This window comes from Buchnera aphidicola (Sitobion avenae), assembly GCF_005082585.1.
GTDB lineage: Bacteria > Pseudomonadota > Gammaproteobacteria > Enterobacterales > Enterobacteriaceae > Buchnera > Buchnera aphidicola_Z.
The window spans coordinates 53,188-68,798 of sequence record NZ_CP034855.1; the positions used below are offsets into that span (position 1 = coordinate 53,188).

The window sequence follows — 15,611 nt, forward strand, 5'->3', positions numbered from 1 at the left end:
GAATAATGAGATATTTATGATAAACCCTTTAGTTATTAAATTAGGTGGAGTTCTTTTAGAAAGTGATAATGCTATGGTGAATTTTTTTGAAGCTTTAGTAGATTATCAGAAATCCTATAAACGTCATATGTTAATAATTCATGGAGGAGGTCGTTTAATTGATAATTTAATGAAAAAACTCTCTTTACCAGTTATAAAAAAAAATGGATTACGTATTACTCCATCTGAACATATTAATGTTATTACAGGCGCATTAGCTGGAACTGCTAATAAAACTTTACTTGCATGGGCATTAAAATATAAGATAAATGCTGTTGGATTATGTTTAGCAGATGGAAATAGTGTTACTGTAGAAAAGTTAGATCAAGATTTAGGTCATGTTGGAAAAGCAACACCAGGTTCGCCGTTATTTTTAACAAAACTCTTTGAACAAGGCATTTTACCAATTATTAGTTCTATAGGTATTACTTATGATGGCTTATTAATGAATGTAAATGCTGATTTAGCAGCAACAGCATTGGCAACTACTTTGAAAGCTCATTTAGTTTTATTATCTGATATTAGTTCTATATTAGATGGAAAAGGACAAAGAATTAAAGAAGTTAATACTGTTCAAGCAGAACAATTGATTGCTCAAGGAATTATTACTAATGGTATGATTGTGAAAGTAAATGCAGCTTTAGAAGCTGCGCGGATTTTACATAGACCAGTAGATATAGCTAGTTGGCAAAACGCAGAGGAATTGAAATTATTGTTTAATGGTATAAATATTGGTACCCGTGTCTTTTTATAACTTTATAATAAATATATAGTAGGCTTAAAAAATGATTAGAAAAAAAAACAATAAAATTGTTTTAGCATATTCTGGTGGTTTAGATACTTCAGCAATTATTCCATGGCTTAAGGAAAACTATGATTTTGAAGTTATTGCTTTTGTAGCCGACATAGGACAATCTAAAGAAGATTTAAGTGGAATTGAAAAAAAATCGTTAGAGTCTGGTGCATCCAGTTGTCATGTTTTTGATTTAAAAGAAGAATATATAGAAAATTATGTCTATCCTGTTTTGAAAACTGGCGCGTTATATGAAGGGAGCTATTTATTAGGAACAGCTATGGCTAGACCTGTTATTGCAAAAAAACAAGTAGAGCTAGCATTGAACATTGGAGCAAGTTCATTATGTCATGGTGCTACTGGAAAAGGTAATGATCAAGTTCGATTTGAAATGGCTTACGCAGCATTAGCTCCAGATTTAAATGTAATTGCACCATGGCGTGAATGGAATCTTAATTCGAGAGAATCATTGTTAAAATATTTACATGAAAGAAATATCCCTATAACAGCAACATTAGAAAAAATATATAGTAAAGATGAAAATGCCTGGCATATTTCAACAGAAGGAGGTTTACTTGAGAATCCTTGGAATCAGTCTAATGAAGATTGCTGGAATTGGACAGTAGATCCAGAAGATGCTCCAGAAAAACCTGAGTATGTTTTATTGGGAATAAAAGAAGGTTGCGTAATATCTGTTAATAATAAAAAATTAAACCCATTGAAATGTGTAGAAGTATTAAATGATTTGGGTTCCAAACATGGAATTGGTAGAATTGATATTGTTGAAAATAGATTAATTGGGATGAAATCTAGAGGATGCTATGAAACGCCAGGCGGTACTATTATTACAACAGCTATAAAAGCAATTGAACAGTTGGTATTAGATCGTGAAAGTTTTCACTGGAGAACAAAGTTAGGTTTGGAAATGTCATCTGTTATTTATGATGGACGCTGGTTTTCTCCGATAAGAAAATCTATACAGGCAGCAGCGAATTCATTAGCGTCTGAAATAACTGGAGAGGTTATATTAAAATTATATAAAGGTAACGCAATAGCTGTTCAAAAAAAATCTCCTAATTCATTATACTCCGAGGAATATGCTACTTTTGGTAAAGATCAAGTTTATAATCAATCTGATGCAGATGGTTTTATTCGTCTTTTTTCTCTTTCTTCAAGAATACGTGCAAAAAATAAATTAAAATAGTTTTTGTAAAAATGTATAAATATTTTTCTAATATATTACATTTTATTTTCTGTTTACATTTTTTATTATAGAGATAATATATGGCACTTTGGGGTGGACGATTTATTAACAATTCTCATAAATTATTTAAAGAATTTAATGCATCTTTATCTTTTGATTATATTTTAGCAGAAGAAGATATAATTGCTTCGATTGCTTGGTCTAAAACTTTAGTGAAAAGCAACATTATTACTAAAACAGAACAAATAACAATAGAATCTGCACTCCTTGAAATTCTAACAGAAGTTAAAGATAACATAAAAAATATTCTTTCAAGCAATTGTGAAGACATTCATAGTTGGGTTGAGGAGCAACTGATTAATAAAATTGGTTCATTAGGAAAAAAATTACATACTGGTCGCAGTAGAAATGATCAAATTACCACCGATTTAAAATTATGGTGTAGAAAACAAGTTAATCTTTTATTGGAAAATCTTATCGAGTTGCAAAAAACTTTTATTTTCATAGCAGATTCTAATCATGATACTATTATGCCAGGATATACACATTTACAAAGGGCTCAACCTATTACCTTTGCTTATTGGTGTTTGGCTTATGTTGAAATGTTAAGACGTGATGTCAGTCGTTTAAAAGATGTTTTAAAACGATTAAATATAAGTCCTCTTGGTTCTGGTGCTCTTTCTGGAACAGCGTGGAATATTGATCGTGAAGAATTGGCTTTATCGATGGGGTTTGATTCTGCAACTAATAATGGACTAGATAGTGTTTCTGATAGAGATTATATAGTTGAACTATTGTCATGTGCATCAATTAGTATGATGCATTTATCACGATTTTCTGAAGATGTAATTTTTTTTAATTCTGGTGAAGCTAATTTTATCGAATTATCGGATTCTATTACATCAGGTTCATCGTTAATGCCTCAAAAAAAAAATCCAGACGCATTAGAGATAATTCGTTCTAAATGTGGTCGTGTTCATGGTTCTTTGATTTCTATTTTAGTGATTTTAAAATCTCTTCCTTTATCATATAATAAAGATATGCAAGAAGATAAAGAAGGTTTATTTGATTCAATAAAAACTTGGAATGATTGTTTGCGCATAGCAATTTTGGTTTTAAAAAATATCAAAATAAAAAGAAAATCATGTCGTAAAGCTGCGGAAGAAGGCTATTCTAATGCAACAGAGATTGCAGATTATTTAGTAAAGAAAGGAGTAACGTTTCGTGAGGCACATAATATATCTGGTCAATTAGTATTGCGTGCAATTAGTGAAAAAAAGTCTTTAAATGATTTAGAATTATCTATATTTAAAACTTATAGCAATCTTATTGAAAATGACATATATGGAAATATTACTTTAGAATCTTGTCTTCAAAAAAGGTTATCAAAAGGAGGTGTTGCACCATCTCAAGTTTATCAAGAAATTATAAAAGCAAAAAAAAGATTAAATATTTTTTAACGTATTTTTAGAAATATAAGCATATTATATTATTTATAGTTGTTAACTGGCATTTAAAAATTATTTAAATGCTAAGTTAATAAACTTATAAAATATAGGAAACATAATTTATGCAAGATGTAGTATTTTTTTTTAATGAACACATTATACTTTGTAGTATATGGTTTTTTTCTTTTATTGCCGTCATTTTTTTTATGACTAAAAATATTTTTTTAAAATCTAAAATAATTAATAATTTTCAGGCAATCGAGTTAATAAATCGAGACAAAGCAATTATAATTGATACTCGTTCTAAAGAATCTTTTAAAACAGGTCATATTATGAATTCTATTAATATTCCATTGAAAAATATTTTCTTAGGCGATATCGAAGAAGTGCAAATATATAAAATATCTCCTATTATTCTCATATTAAATGATACATATAGCGAAAATAAATGTATTCAAGAATTTTTGAAACATGGATTTAAATATGTTTATATTCTAAAAAATGGTATATATTATTGGGATACAGAACATCTCCCACTCGTTGTAAAAAATAAATAATTTAAAAAAATTATTTTTTTGATGATTTTTTATAAATTAATGAAATTAAAAAATATCAACTTGTATGTATTTATCATTTTTTTGGATAATTTATGTTAGAAGAAAAAAAAAAACAAGAATCTTTTGAAATACAACGTATTTATATAAAAGATGCTTCTTTTGAAGCACCGCATACACCAAATATTTTTCATATTAATTGGGCACCTATGATTAAATTTAATCTAAATACCAGTGCTAAAAAAATAGAAAAAAATATTTTTGAAGTTATTTTAAAAATTAGAGTTGCAGTAAAAATTAAAGAGGATTTAGTTTTTTTATGCGATGTTGATCAAGCCGGAATTTTTTTTATTTCAAATTTAAATGAAGAAAAATTAAAACATTGTTTATATTCTTATTGTCCTAATATTCTATTTCCTTATGCTCGATCATGCATATCTAATTTGATATCTTATGGTAGTTTTCCGCAGATAAATCTTGCACCTATTAACTTTGATGCTCTTTATCATGATCATATTAAATCAGAAAAAAAGCATACACAAAACAATGAATTATAAATGCATTTATTTTTTACGAGATAAGAAAAAATAACTTTTTGCAAAAATTTTAAAAATATTCTATGGAGAAAAATATGTATGTTTTAGAAATATCAAAAATATGGAATACAATACTTTATGAGGTTACTTTATTATTGAAAAAAGAACCAATTTTATCAGATTTTTATAAAAATAGTGTATTGCAACATCAAAGTTTAATTAGTTCTTTAAGCTACATCTTAGCAAATAAATTATCTACATCTCTTATTTCTGAAAAGACGATTCAAAGTGTATTTTATGATATTTATGTAAATAATTCTTCTATATTAAATTTTTTAGTGCGAGATATTAAAGCGGTATTACAACGAGATCCAGCAGTCAAAGATTATTTGACTCCTTTACTTTATTTAAAAGGTTTTCACGCATTAGAAGCTTATAGAATAAGTCATTATCTTTGGAATATAAAAAAACAATCATTATCTATATACTTGCAAAGCAGAATCTCTTCTGAGTTTTCAGTTGATATTCATCCCGCTGCATATATTGGATCTGGTGTAATGCTTGATCATGCAACTGGTATTGTTATTGGAGAAAGTGTAATTATAGAAGATGATGTATCAATTTTCCATTCAGTTACTTTAGGAGGAACTGGTAAAAATTTTAGTAAAAATAGACATCCAACGATTCGAAAAGGAGTTATTATAGGTGCTGGAGCAAAAATATTAGGGAATATTGAAGTAGGTTTAGGAGCAAAAATAGGTGCAGGTTCAATAGTTTTAAAAAATGTTCCTTCATATGCAACAGTTGTTGGAGTACCAGCTAAAATTGTTAATAAATTAGACAGAAAAAGATATTCTTCTCAAAAAAGAAAAATAATTTATCATGCATAAGTATAAATACTTTTTTAATTTATTTTTTGATTTTACATAAAATAAAAACTTCTGTTTTTATTAATACAATTATAGTGGATACACTAATATTAGTACAGAAGCTTTATTTTATATTCAATATTCTATTTTAATCGTCCAAAAAACTACGCAATACTTCTGATCGGCTTGGATGACGTAGTTTTCTAAGTGCTTTCGCTTCTATTTGACGTATTCTTTCTCGAGTAACATCAAATTGTTTTCCAACTTCTTCAAGAGTATGATCGGTATTCATATCTATTCCGAAACGCATGCGTAGTACTTTTGCTTCGCGAGCTGTTAGACCTGATAAAACATCATGAGTCGCTGAACGAAGACTTTCGGATGTAGCGGAATCTAATGGTAATTCTAAAGTAGTATCTTCAATAAAGTCACCTAAATGTGAATCATCGTCATCTCCAATAGGTGTTTCCATTGAGATTGGTTCTTTAGCTATTTTTAATACTTTTCTAATTTTATCTTCAGGAATAAGCATTTTTTCAGATAATTCTTCTGGGGTTGGTTCTCGACCTATTTCTTGCAGCATTTGTCTAGAAATACGATTAAGTTTATTGATTGTTTCGATCATATGAACTGGAATACGAATAGTACGAGCTTGATCAGCAATAGAACGAGTAATTGCTTGTCGAATCCACCAAGTGGCATAAGTTGAAAATTTATAACCACGACGGTATTCAAATTTATCTACAGCTTTCATTAAACCAATATTTCCTTCTTGAATTAAATCTAAAAATTGTAAACCTCTATTAGTATATTTTTTTGCAATAGAAATTACTAATCTTAAATTTGCTTCTACCATTTCTTTTTTTGCTCTTCTAGCTTTTGATTCCCCAATAGACATTCTTTTATTAATATCTTTTACTTCTTCAATTGTTAAACCTGTTTCTTTTTCTATTTGAATCAATTTCTCTAAACTAAAAAAAACATCTTTTTGAACTTTTTTTAAATTTTCAGACCATGGTTGGTTTGAGTTTTGTTCTTTTATGAACCAAATATTATTAATTTTTTTTATTGGAAAAATTTTAATGAAGTTTTTTTTTGGCATTTTGCATATTTCAACACATAATTTTATAATAATTCTTTCTTGTATTCGAACTCTTTCCATCATATGTCGCATGTTATTCACTAAATGATCAAATTGTTTTGGAACTAAGCGAAATTGTTTAAAAACTTCTGAAAGATTATAAATTTCTAATAATGAGTCTTTATGTGTTCTATTTTTACTTTTAATTGTATTATTAGTATTATTATATTGAACGCGTAATTCAGAAAATTTTTCATTAGCTAACTCTGGATCAATACTATTATCATCTTCATGATGTTCTTGATTATGCTCTTCATCTTCTTCATTGTTTTGTTCTTCATCTAATAGTTCAGAGCCTATATGAATAGCTGCAGGAGAAAAAATTTCTTCTACATTAGGATCTACAAAACCTGTTATGATATCTGATAATCGTATCTGACCAGTTTTAACATGATCATATTGTTCGAGAAGATACGTAATGGCTTCAGGATATTCTGAGACTGAGCATTGGACTTGATTAATACCTTCTTCAATACGTTTAGCTATATCAATTTCTCCTTCTCGTGTTAGTAGTTCAACAGTTCCCATTTCTCTCATATACATTCGAACAGGATCAGTAGTTCGTCCTAATTCAGATTCGACACTAGATAGTACTTGTGTTGCTGCTTCAACTGCATCTTCATCTGTATCTGTATTAATCTCATTTAATATTAGATCGTCAGCGTCAGGTGCTTCTTCAACTACTGGAATACCCATATCATTAATCATTTGAATGATATCATCAATTTGTTCAGAATCAATAATATCTTCGGGTAAATGATCATTAACTTCAGAATAGGTTAAATATCCTTGCTCCTTACCATGTGTGACAAGCAGCTTAAGTTGCGATTGTGGATTTTGATCCATAATAAGGTATCCAGATTTTATTAATTTGATGAATATTAATTGACTTTTTTTGTCAATAATAATGAAATTATCTTAAATTTTTAAAGATATTAAGAAATATTTTAAATAGTGAATATATCTTTTAAAGAATTTAACACTATTTTTTTGATAATGCTTTATTAATAGACCAAATTTCTTTTTTTTCATTCATTTTTAATCCTTGTATTCTTTCTTTAGCAATTAGATATTCTTGTCTTTTTTCAAGAATTTTATTATATATATTCATTAACAAATCTAAAAACATATTTTGAATTTCTTCTTGAATTATCATGAGATCCCATCTTGATAAAATTTTTAAAATATTAATTATTTCTGTATGTCTGTATAATTCTAATAGTTGACCAGTATTAATATTAGGGTTTTCAATACAAGTCTGTAATATTTCTAAAAAAATAGGCAGTCCTTTTATTTTAAAATTTTTAAATTTTGTAATTGAAGGAGCTATTTTTGCTAAGCTAGGATTTTGTAAAAGGAGTCCTATTAAAGTACGCATTGGAGTACGCTTAATTTGAAAATTTGGTTTTTGAATTTTTTTCATTTCTTTTTCATGTAAAAATTTTTCAAATTGATTATCATCTAAAATTCCTATCATTCTAGCTAACATTTGGCGTAAATAAATTCTTATTGTATCACTCGAAATAGTATTTATTAAAGGTAAAGCGCGCACGCTTAAATAAAATTTATCATCATTAGATGCTAAATTAATATTTTTTAATATATTTTTAAAAAAAAATTTTGACATAGTAATTGCATTGTCAATACGTATTTGAAATTTTTCTTTACCTTCTTTTCTAATGATTGTATCTGGATCTTCATTATTAGGTAGTAAGATAAATTTTAATGTTTTTTTATCAGATATGTATGGCAATGCTTTTTTTAAAGTTTGCCAAGCCGCATTTTTCCCTGCATGATCACCATCATAGCAATATATAATTACATCAGTATTTTGAAAGAGAAGTTGAATGTGTTCACTTGTTATGGAAGTGCCTAATATAGAGACTGCGTGATTAATATTATATTGTGTTAATGTTATAACATCAATATATCCTTCAACAACTAATAAATATACGGGTTTTGAACATTTTTTTTTAACTTGATATAATCCATAAATTTGCTTTCTTTTCAGGAAAACATCTGTTTCAGGTGAATTAAGATATTTTGGTAAAAAATTGTTTAATGCACGACCTCCAAAACCTACAATTCTACCATGATGATCTTGTATAGGAAATATTATACGACCTTGAAATCGATCATATAGACATCCTTTTTTATTAATAGAAATAATATTATAAACTAATAGTTCTTTTTCAAGTTCTTGATCTATATTCAGTTTTTTATTGAAATTACTCCATTTCAAACTAGAAAATCCAATTAAAAAACAATCAATCATTTTTTTATTAATACCTCTACCAGACAAATATTTATTGGCTGAGTCAGTAAGATTTAAATTTTTTTTATATAATTTACATATTTTCTCCATTAATAAATATAGTTTTTGTTTTTTATAATAAATATTATTTTGTATGATATTTTCAAATGGTATTTCAATGCCATGAATCATTGATAGTTCTTCAATGCTTTCTACAAAACTTAAATTTTCGTACTGAATTAAAAAATCAATTGCATTTCCATGTGCATTACATCCAAAACAATAGTAAAATTGTTTCTCATGGCTTACAGTAAAAGATGGAGTTTTATCATGATGAAAAGGACAGTTAGTTTGATAATTTTTACCATATTTTTTTAATGTTAGACGTGTGTTAATTAATTCTACGATATTTGTGCGAAATAGCAATTCGGTGATAAAATATTTAGGTATTTTCCCAGACATATAATTTTGTAAACATAGAATTGATTTCCGTTCTTAAAGAAGAACGGTTTTTTTAGTTGTTTTATTTTTTTGAATTATATTTAGTACATGCGAATATGTCTTGCATTTTCTCGTGTAAGTTTTTTTGCGAGACGTTTAACAGCTGAAGCTTTAGCACGTTTACGTTCAGTAGTTGGTTTTTCATAAAATTCTCTTCGACGAATTTCTGCTAAAATACCAGCTTTTTCACAAGATCTTTTAAAGCGACGAAGTGCTACATCAAATGGTTCATTTTCACGTACTTTGATTATTGGCATTTAATACTTACCTCAATTATTCATTTTTATTAGAGTGAAAAATATAAAAATATATTTGGGACAATAGATCCTATATCAATCAGTGTAATATTGTAAAGTATCATTTTTTTGTATTTAATATACTTCAAATAAAATTTTACATATTCTAATTTATTTAGAATGACATCATTTTAAAAATCGTATGAAATGTATTTTTTCTCATTTTAGAAATTTAATGTAGAGGTTTAAACTTATGAGAATATTAGGTATTGAAACTTCTTGTGATGATACCGGTATAGCTATTTATGACACTAAAAAAGGATTATTAATAAATGAAATATACAATCAAAGAAAATTAAATAATACACATGGAGGTATTATTCCAGAATTAGCATCTCGCGAACATATGACAGCGATGATTCTTTTGTTAAATAAAATATTTAAAAAGCAAAATATTTCTGAATTTATCGATATTATTGCCTATACTGCTGGACCTGGTTTAGTTGGTTCGTTATTAGTAGGTGCTACATTTGCTTGCTCATTAGGATTATCTTTAAATATACCAGTTTTACCAGTTAATCATATGGAAGCACATTTACTATCTCCAATGTTAGAATTTAAGTTCATTAAATTTCCATTTATTGCATTATTAGTATCAGGCAAACATACACAAATTATTGGTGCTTATAGATTAGGTGAATATGAAATACTTGGAAATTGTTTAGATGATGCAGTAGGTGAAGCGTTTGATAAGACGGCAAAATTGTTGGGATTAAAATATCCAGGTGGTGTTGAATTATGCAAACTTGCATGTCAGGGAATTAAAAACTATTTTTACTTCCCCCGTCCCATGATACGTCATCCTAATTTAAATTTTAGTTTTTCGGGTTTAAAAACTTTTGCAGCTCAAAAAATAAATAATTGCAATCAAACCATGCAAGAAAGAGCTAATATTGCAAGAGCTTTTGAAGATGCGGTTATTGATATATTACTAATTAAAACAAAAAAAGCATTAAAACAAAAAAACTGGAAACGTTTAGTTATAGCAGGTGGTGTTAGTGCAAACTATAACTTACGTAAAAGATCTGAACAAATGGTTAAAAAGAATTTTAATGGACAAGTTTTTTATTCTAGTTTGAAACTATGTACAGATAATGGCGCTATGATTGCATATCTTGGTTCATTGCGTCATAAAGAAGCGAAAAATCCTCAATTAGACATATTAGTAAAACCAAAATGGTCTATAAGCGATTTGTCTTTTTAATGTAAAAAATTAAGTCTTTTATGGTTAACACTTGCATTTTTTTGTTTTTAGAAAATTTTATTACTTCAGGTGTACGAGCCATAGTTCCATCTTTATTAGTTAATTCACAAATCACTCCGGCGGGTTTAAAACCTGCTAAAGAAACAATTTCAACAGCAGCTTCTGTGTGTCCTGCTCTAGATAAAATTCCACCTTTATGAGCCCTTAAAGGAAAGACGTGTCCTGGTCTATTTAAGTCGCTAGGTTTAGCGTCATCAGCCATAGCGGTTTTAATTGTAGTTAGTCTATCTTTAGCGGACACACCAGTAGAAATTCCTTTTGAAGCTTCTATTGTCACTGTAAATCCAGTTCGATATACACTAGTATTTTTTTTTACCATCATAGGCAAATTAAGTTGTTTTCGTTTAGATTCAGTTATGCAAAGACATACTATTCCGCTACCATATCGAATAGTTAAAGCCATTTGTTCTACTGTCATATTTTCACATGCAAAAACAAGATCGCCTTCGTTTTCACGTTTTTCATCATCTAATATAATAACACCTTGACCAGATTGCAAAGCCAATATTGCTTTTTTAATTCGTTCTATAGGTGTTCCAAATTTAGATAGAAGTGATTGATTCATTATATAAATCTTAATAAGGTTGAATTATTTAAAAAATCATTTTTTTTCAAAAAAAAATTTTAGTTGATTTTTTATATTTTTTTGAATTTATTTTATAAAATTAGCATCAATAATTAATATATTATATATTGAATTAAATTGAAGAGCAATGTAGAAATTTTTATTTTTAATAATATCTCTACTTATTAATTCGTAAATATTTGAAATAATATTTTCGTATGAAATTTTATTTAAATGAATTATCGTATAAATTTTTTAAAAATATAAAGATATACGTTATTTTTTTTATTGATAGTTTAACACTGAGTTTAACTCGTTGATAGTTAATGTTTCAGTACCTATTTTTTGTATAACTACACTGGCTCCAATATTAGCATAAAAACATGCTTCTTCTAAAGAATATCCTGTTCCTAAAGACGCTGCGATTATTGCAATTACTGTATCTCCTGCACCAGTTACATCAGGAGCTATTTTAGATATAGCAGGAAAATGTATTGGTTTTTTTTCTCTTTGAAATAAAGTCATTCCATTCTGAGAGCGAGTAACTAATAATGCTGATAACTTTAGTTCATATAATAATTTGATTCCTCTTTGTAAAATTTCATTTTCTCTATGACACTTTCCAACTATTTTTTCAAATTCAGAAAGATTGGGTGTTAATAAACTAGCTCCTGAATATTTTTTGAAATCGATTCCTTTAGGATCTATAAGTATTGGGATGGACATTTTTTTTGCAAAGCTAATTATTTTTTTTATATCAACTAAAGTACCTTTTGCATAATCTGATAGTACTAAAATTTTAAAATATGATAATGAATTCATAATTTTTTGGTGTAATAAATTTATTTTTGTAGAAATATATTTTTCTTGAAAATCTACTCGAATTAATTGTTTGTTTTCTGATAAAATTCTAATTTTAGTAATGGTTTTATTTTTTTTTATAGAAATTAAATCGCAATAAATTCTAACATGATTCATAAGTTTTTTTAGCAGTAATCCTTCGTTATCCATACCAACAAAACCAATTATTTTAGAATAACCTCCAATTTCCGCAATATTTTTAGCTACGTTTGCAGCGCCTCCCGGTTGTTCTATAGTTTTATGAATAGGTGCTACTGGTGTTAATTGTTCAGACAGCATATAGTGGTTTTTACTGTACCAATAACAGTCTAGTATAAGATCTCCAACTACTAGAACAAGAGAATTTTTAAAACTAATTAATTTTTTTTTCATAATGTTATCTCTGATCAGTTTAAATAATTTAAAAAGATTAAATGTGAAATATTTTTTAAAAAAATATTAATAACTGTAAATTTGATAAAATATTTTTTTATATATTATATAAAATATTATTACAATATTTAATTGTTGAAAACGATAAATAATAAATATTTATATAAATGATTCTATTTTTTTATTATAGAATAAAATTCTATTTTTTAGTATGAGAAAATTATCATGAAAATATATTTAGTAGGTGGGGCTATTCGTGACTCCTTGCTGAATTTACCTGTCAAAGATAAAGATTGGGTAGTAGTTGGTGGTACAGAAAAAATGTTATTAGAAAAAAACTTCCAACAAGTTGGAAAAGATTTTCCAGTTTTCTTGCATCCAGAAACACATGAAGAATATGCTTTGGCAAGAAAAGAAAGAAAATCTGGCAAGGGATATACTGGTTTTGAAACTAATTCTGATTCTAATGTTACTTTAGAAGAAGATTTAGTAAGACGAGATTTGACGATTAATGCTATTGCTCAAGATCAAAATGGTAATTATATCGATCCTTTTAAAGGGAAAAAAGATATAGAACATCGTTTGATACGACATGTTTCAGAAGCTTTTACTGAAGATCCATTGCGCGTATTACGAGCAGCAAGATTTGCTGCTTCTTTAGTTCATTTAGGATTTACAATTGCAAAAGAAACTATGTTATTAATGTGCATGATAGTAAAAAAAAAGGAGTTGTTATATTTGACTTCAAATAGAATATGGAATGAAACTGAGAAAGCTTTTAAAACTTCTAATCCTCATGTATATTTTCAAGTGTTGTATTCTTGCAATGCATTACATTGTTTTTTTCCAGAAATGTATTTTTTATATGAGGAAAAATTTTTTTTAAAAAATTCTTATGTCAATCCTTTGTATAATAAAAATCTAGTATTAATGGGGTTAGCTAAAATTTCATTATATAATAAAGATGTTGATATTCGTTTTTCTTATTTATGTCAATTTTTATCAATCAATCTTATACATAAAAATTATTCGAAAATATTTTTTGATTCACGTTCTGCTGCGATTGTGAAAAGTTTATGTAAACGTTTTAATATTCCATCTTGTATTAGAGATATAGCTGTTTTAAATACCGGTTTTTACTTTTTTTTGAATACTATTAATTATCAATCATCTAAAAATATTATAAATTTATTTTCAAAAATTGATGCTTGGCGAAAACCAGAACGTATTGAAAAATTAGCATTTCTAAGTAATTTTAATTTTTTGAAAAAGTTTAAGTCTGAGTTTTTTTATCTCAAATCTGGTTTTTTTTTAAAAAAATATTTTTCTATTGTACAAAGTGTTTCTATTAAATTAATTTTAAAAAAAGGATTTAAAGGTTATGCAATAAAAAATGAATTAATGCGTTTAAGGATTAAAAAATTAGAGTTTTGGCGTTTAAAAAACATTAAAAATGATATTTATCTATAAAAAAATAATTTTGAAATTAGATTCTAAATTAATTAATAAAATAGATTAAAATAGCTGTTATAAAACGATATATTCCAAAAAATATCAGTGATATTTTATTGATCACTTGTAATAATTTTTTTATGCATGATAAAGAGACTATAAAAGAGATTATAAATCCAATAAAAAATATTGGAATTTCTGATATTTTAACATCACTTATATTATTAATAAAATCAAGAAAAGATGCTCCCATTATTAATGGGATAGATATTATAAAAGAAAATTCTATTGCAACTGATCGTTTAATTCCTAATAGTATTCCAGTTGCTATAGTAATTCCCGCCCTCGAAAATCCAGGATATAGACAAAAAATTTGAAGTAAACCAATAATTGTAGATTGAAATAAACTAATATCGTTAATATTATATGTACTATATTTTTTAGGTTTAAATATTTCGGCTATTATTAAAAATATACCACCTAATATTAATGAATACATAACATTCTGTATGTTAAATAATAGTTTAATTTGTTTATAAAATATTAACCCAAAAAAGATTGTAGGAAAAATAGCAATAATAATGTGAATGATTTTTGTTTTTATTTTTTTATTTTTATTGTTTAGATTGAAATTTATAATTGTTAAAATTTTTTGATGAAAAAAATATAATATTGATAATACAGAACCAAATTCAATGAATATTTCTAATATTTTTGTATTGTTATTTTCTATTCCTAACCAATGAGAAGCTATAATCATATGTGCTGTAGAAGAGATAGGAAGAAATTCTGTTATTCCTTCTATTATTCCAATAATAACAGAAGTAACAACTTGATATAAATCAAGCATTTTTTTTCCATATAAATTGTTTAAGATTAATAATGTATGTATTAAAACGGTACTAAATAATATAGCACCGTTTTTATATTGAAAATCAATGATATAAAGTTATAATAACTGTCTTTCCAGCAATAATAGTTCCAGACGATTTTTTTATTTTTTTAAAATTCTCCATATTAGATATTACTACAGGAGTTAAAATAGACTGCGCTTTTTCTGTGAGAAATTTTAAATCAAATATAATAATTTCATCTCCTATTTTTACTTTTTGATTGTCCTGTGCTATTTTTTTAAAACCTTTTCCTTGTAATTTTACGGTATCAATTCCAAAATGTACAAATAATTCCACGTTATCTTCTGAAACAATTGAAAAAGCATGCATAGTTTCAAAGATTTTTCCAATTGTCCCGTTTACTGGTGCAAGTATTTGATTTCCTGATGGTTTTATAGCAATTCCATCTCCTACAATTTTTTTAGAAAACACAAGATCGGGTACATCTTCTATGTTTATTATATCACCTGATAAAGGTGCGATAATTTCTATTTTTTTAGAAAAATTAGTTTTTTTACTGCTAAAAAAATCAGAAAAGAAACTCATTTTTTTCTCCTAAATACTTTTTT

Annotated in this window: 15 protein-coding genes; 8 read left to right on the forward strand and 7 right to left on the reverse strand. The window is 26.7% G+C overall.

All coding sequences use genetic code 11. The features are described 5' to 3' along the window. The first annotated feature begins 19 nt into the window (after positions 1-19). The 6 genes from argB to cysE all read left to right on the forward strand — a co-directional run bounded on the left by argB (position 20) and on the right by cysE (position 5,464). Positions 20-793, forward strand: a complete 774-nt coding sequence (gene argB / locus D9V77_RS00245; RefSeq protein WP_158338950.1) for an acetylglutamate kinase — start codon at positions 20-22, stop codon at positions 791-793. A 31-nt stretch (positions 794-824) separates the two neighbouring features. Continuing rightward, on the forward strand, positions 825-2,036 hold the full coding sequence (locus D9V77_RS00250) for an argininosuccinate synthase (RefSeq protein ID WP_158337943.1): 1,212 nt from the start codon (positions 825-827) through the stop codon (positions 2,034-2,036). A gap of 80 nt (positions 2,037-2,116) precedes the next feature. Next, positions 2,117-3,496 carry an argininosuccinate lyase gene (gene argH / locus D9V77_RS00255; protein WP_158337945.1) on the forward strand — a complete coding sequence of 460 codons (1,380 nt, stop codon included), beginning with the start codon at positions 2,117-2,119 and terminating at the stop codon, positions 3,494-3,496. A gap of 110 nt (positions 3,497-3,606) precedes the next feature. Further along, complete coding sequence (locus D9V77_RS00260) at positions 3,607-4,041, forward strand: rhodanese-like domain-containing protein (RefSeq protein WP_158337947.1); 435 nt, start codon at positions 3,607-3,609, stop codon at positions 4,039-4,041. Positions 4,042-4,133: 92 nt separating this feature from the next. Then, complete coding sequence (gene secB / locus D9V77_RS00265) at positions 4,134-4,595, forward strand: protein-export chaperone SecB (protein WP_158337949.1); 462 nt, start codon at positions 4,134-4,136, stop codon at positions 4,593-4,595. A 74-nt stretch (positions 4,596-4,669) separates the two neighbouring features. Further along, positions 4,670-5,464 (forward strand): serine O-acetyltransferase, encoded by a 795-nt coding sequence (gene cysE / locus D9V77_RS00270; RefSeq protein WP_158337951.1) that lies wholly within the window; start codon positions 4,670-4,672, stop codon positions 5,462-5,464. A 127-nt stretch (positions 5,465-5,591) separates the two neighbouring features. On the opposite strand, the gene rpoD is transcribed toward cysE, so the two are convergent. From rpoD to rpsU, 3 genes are all read right to left on the reverse strand, one after another. Continuing rightward, a complete protein-coding gene (gene rpoD, locus D9V77_RS00275; RefSeq protein WP_158337953.1) occupies positions 5,592-7,430 on the reverse strand; it encodes an RNA polymerase sigma factor RpoD in 1,839 nt (612 codons plus the stop codon). Positions 7,431-7,566: 136 nt separating this feature from the next. Next, a complete protein-coding gene (gene dnaG, locus D9V77_RS00280) occupies positions 7,567-9,300 on the reverse strand; it encodes a DNA primase (RefSeq protein ID WP_158337955.1) in 1,734 nt (577 codons plus the stop codon). An 80-nt stretch (positions 9,301-9,380) separates the two neighbouring features. Next, positions 9,381-9,596 (reverse strand): 30S ribosomal protein S21, encoded by a 216-nt coding sequence (rpsU, locus tag D9V77_RS00285; RefSeq protein WP_158337957.1) that lies wholly within the window; start codon positions 9,594-9,596, stop codon positions 9,381-9,383. A gap of 232 nt (positions 9,597-9,828) precedes the next feature. Between rpsU and tsaD the strand changes: the two genes are divergently transcribed. Then, the gene (tsaD, locus tag D9V77_RS00290) at positions 9,829-10,839 is read left to right on the forward strand and encodes a tRNA (adenosine(37)-N6)-threonylcarbamoyltransferase complex transferase subunit TsaD (protein ID WP_158337959.1); all 1,011 of its coding nucleotides are present in this window, start codon (positions 9,829-9,831) and stop codon (positions 10,837-10,839) included. Here tsaD and ribB read toward each other — a convergent pair. Together ribB and rfaE1 are read right to left on the reverse strand one after the other, a co-directional pair. Continuing rightward, positions 10,817-11,464: a 3,4-dihydroxy-2-butanone-4-phosphate synthase gene (gene ribB / locus D9V77_RS00295; RefSeq protein ID WP_158337961.1), complete on the reverse strand. Its 648-nt coding sequence runs from the start codon at positions 11,462-11,464 to the stop codon at positions 10,817-10,819. The genes tsaD and ribB overlap by 23 nt on opposite strands. Before the next feature lie 285 nt (positions 11,465-11,749). Next, on the reverse strand, positions 11,750-12,697 hold the full coding sequence (rfaE1, locus tag D9V77_RS00300; RefSeq protein ID WP_158337963.1) for a D-glycero-beta-D-manno-heptose-7-phosphate kinase: 948 nt from the start codon (positions 12,695-12,697) through the stop codon (positions 11,750-11,752). Between the two features lie 225 nt (positions 12,698-12,922). Here rfaE1 and D9V77_RS00305 point away from each other — a divergent pair, with 225 nt between their 5' ends. Beyond that, positions 12,923-14,167 carry a tRNA CCA-pyrophosphorylase gene (locus tag D9V77_RS00305; protein WP_158337965.1) on the forward strand — a complete coding sequence of 415 codons (1,245 nt, stop codon included), beginning with the start codon at positions 12,923-12,925 and terminating at the stop codon, positions 14,165-14,167. 28 nt (positions 14,168-14,195) lie between these two features. On the opposite strand, the gene D9V77_RS00310 is transcribed toward D9V77_RS00305, so the two are convergent. Together D9V77_RS00310 and crr are read right to left on the reverse strand one after the other, a co-directional pair. After that, positions 14,196-14,999, reverse strand: a complete 804-nt coding sequence (locus tag D9V77_RS00310) for an undecaprenyl-diphosphate phosphatase (RefSeq protein ID WP_158337967.1) — start codon at positions 14,997-14,999, stop codon at positions 14,196-14,198. A gap of 85 nt (positions 15,000-15,084) precedes the next feature. Continuing rightward, positions 15,085-15,588, reverse strand: coding sequence for a PTS glucose transporter subunit IIA (gene crr / locus D9V77_RS00315; protein WP_158337969.1), 504 nt, complete (start codon positions 15,586-15,588; stop codon positions 15,085-15,087). Positions 15,589-15,611: the final 23 nt, after the last annotated feature.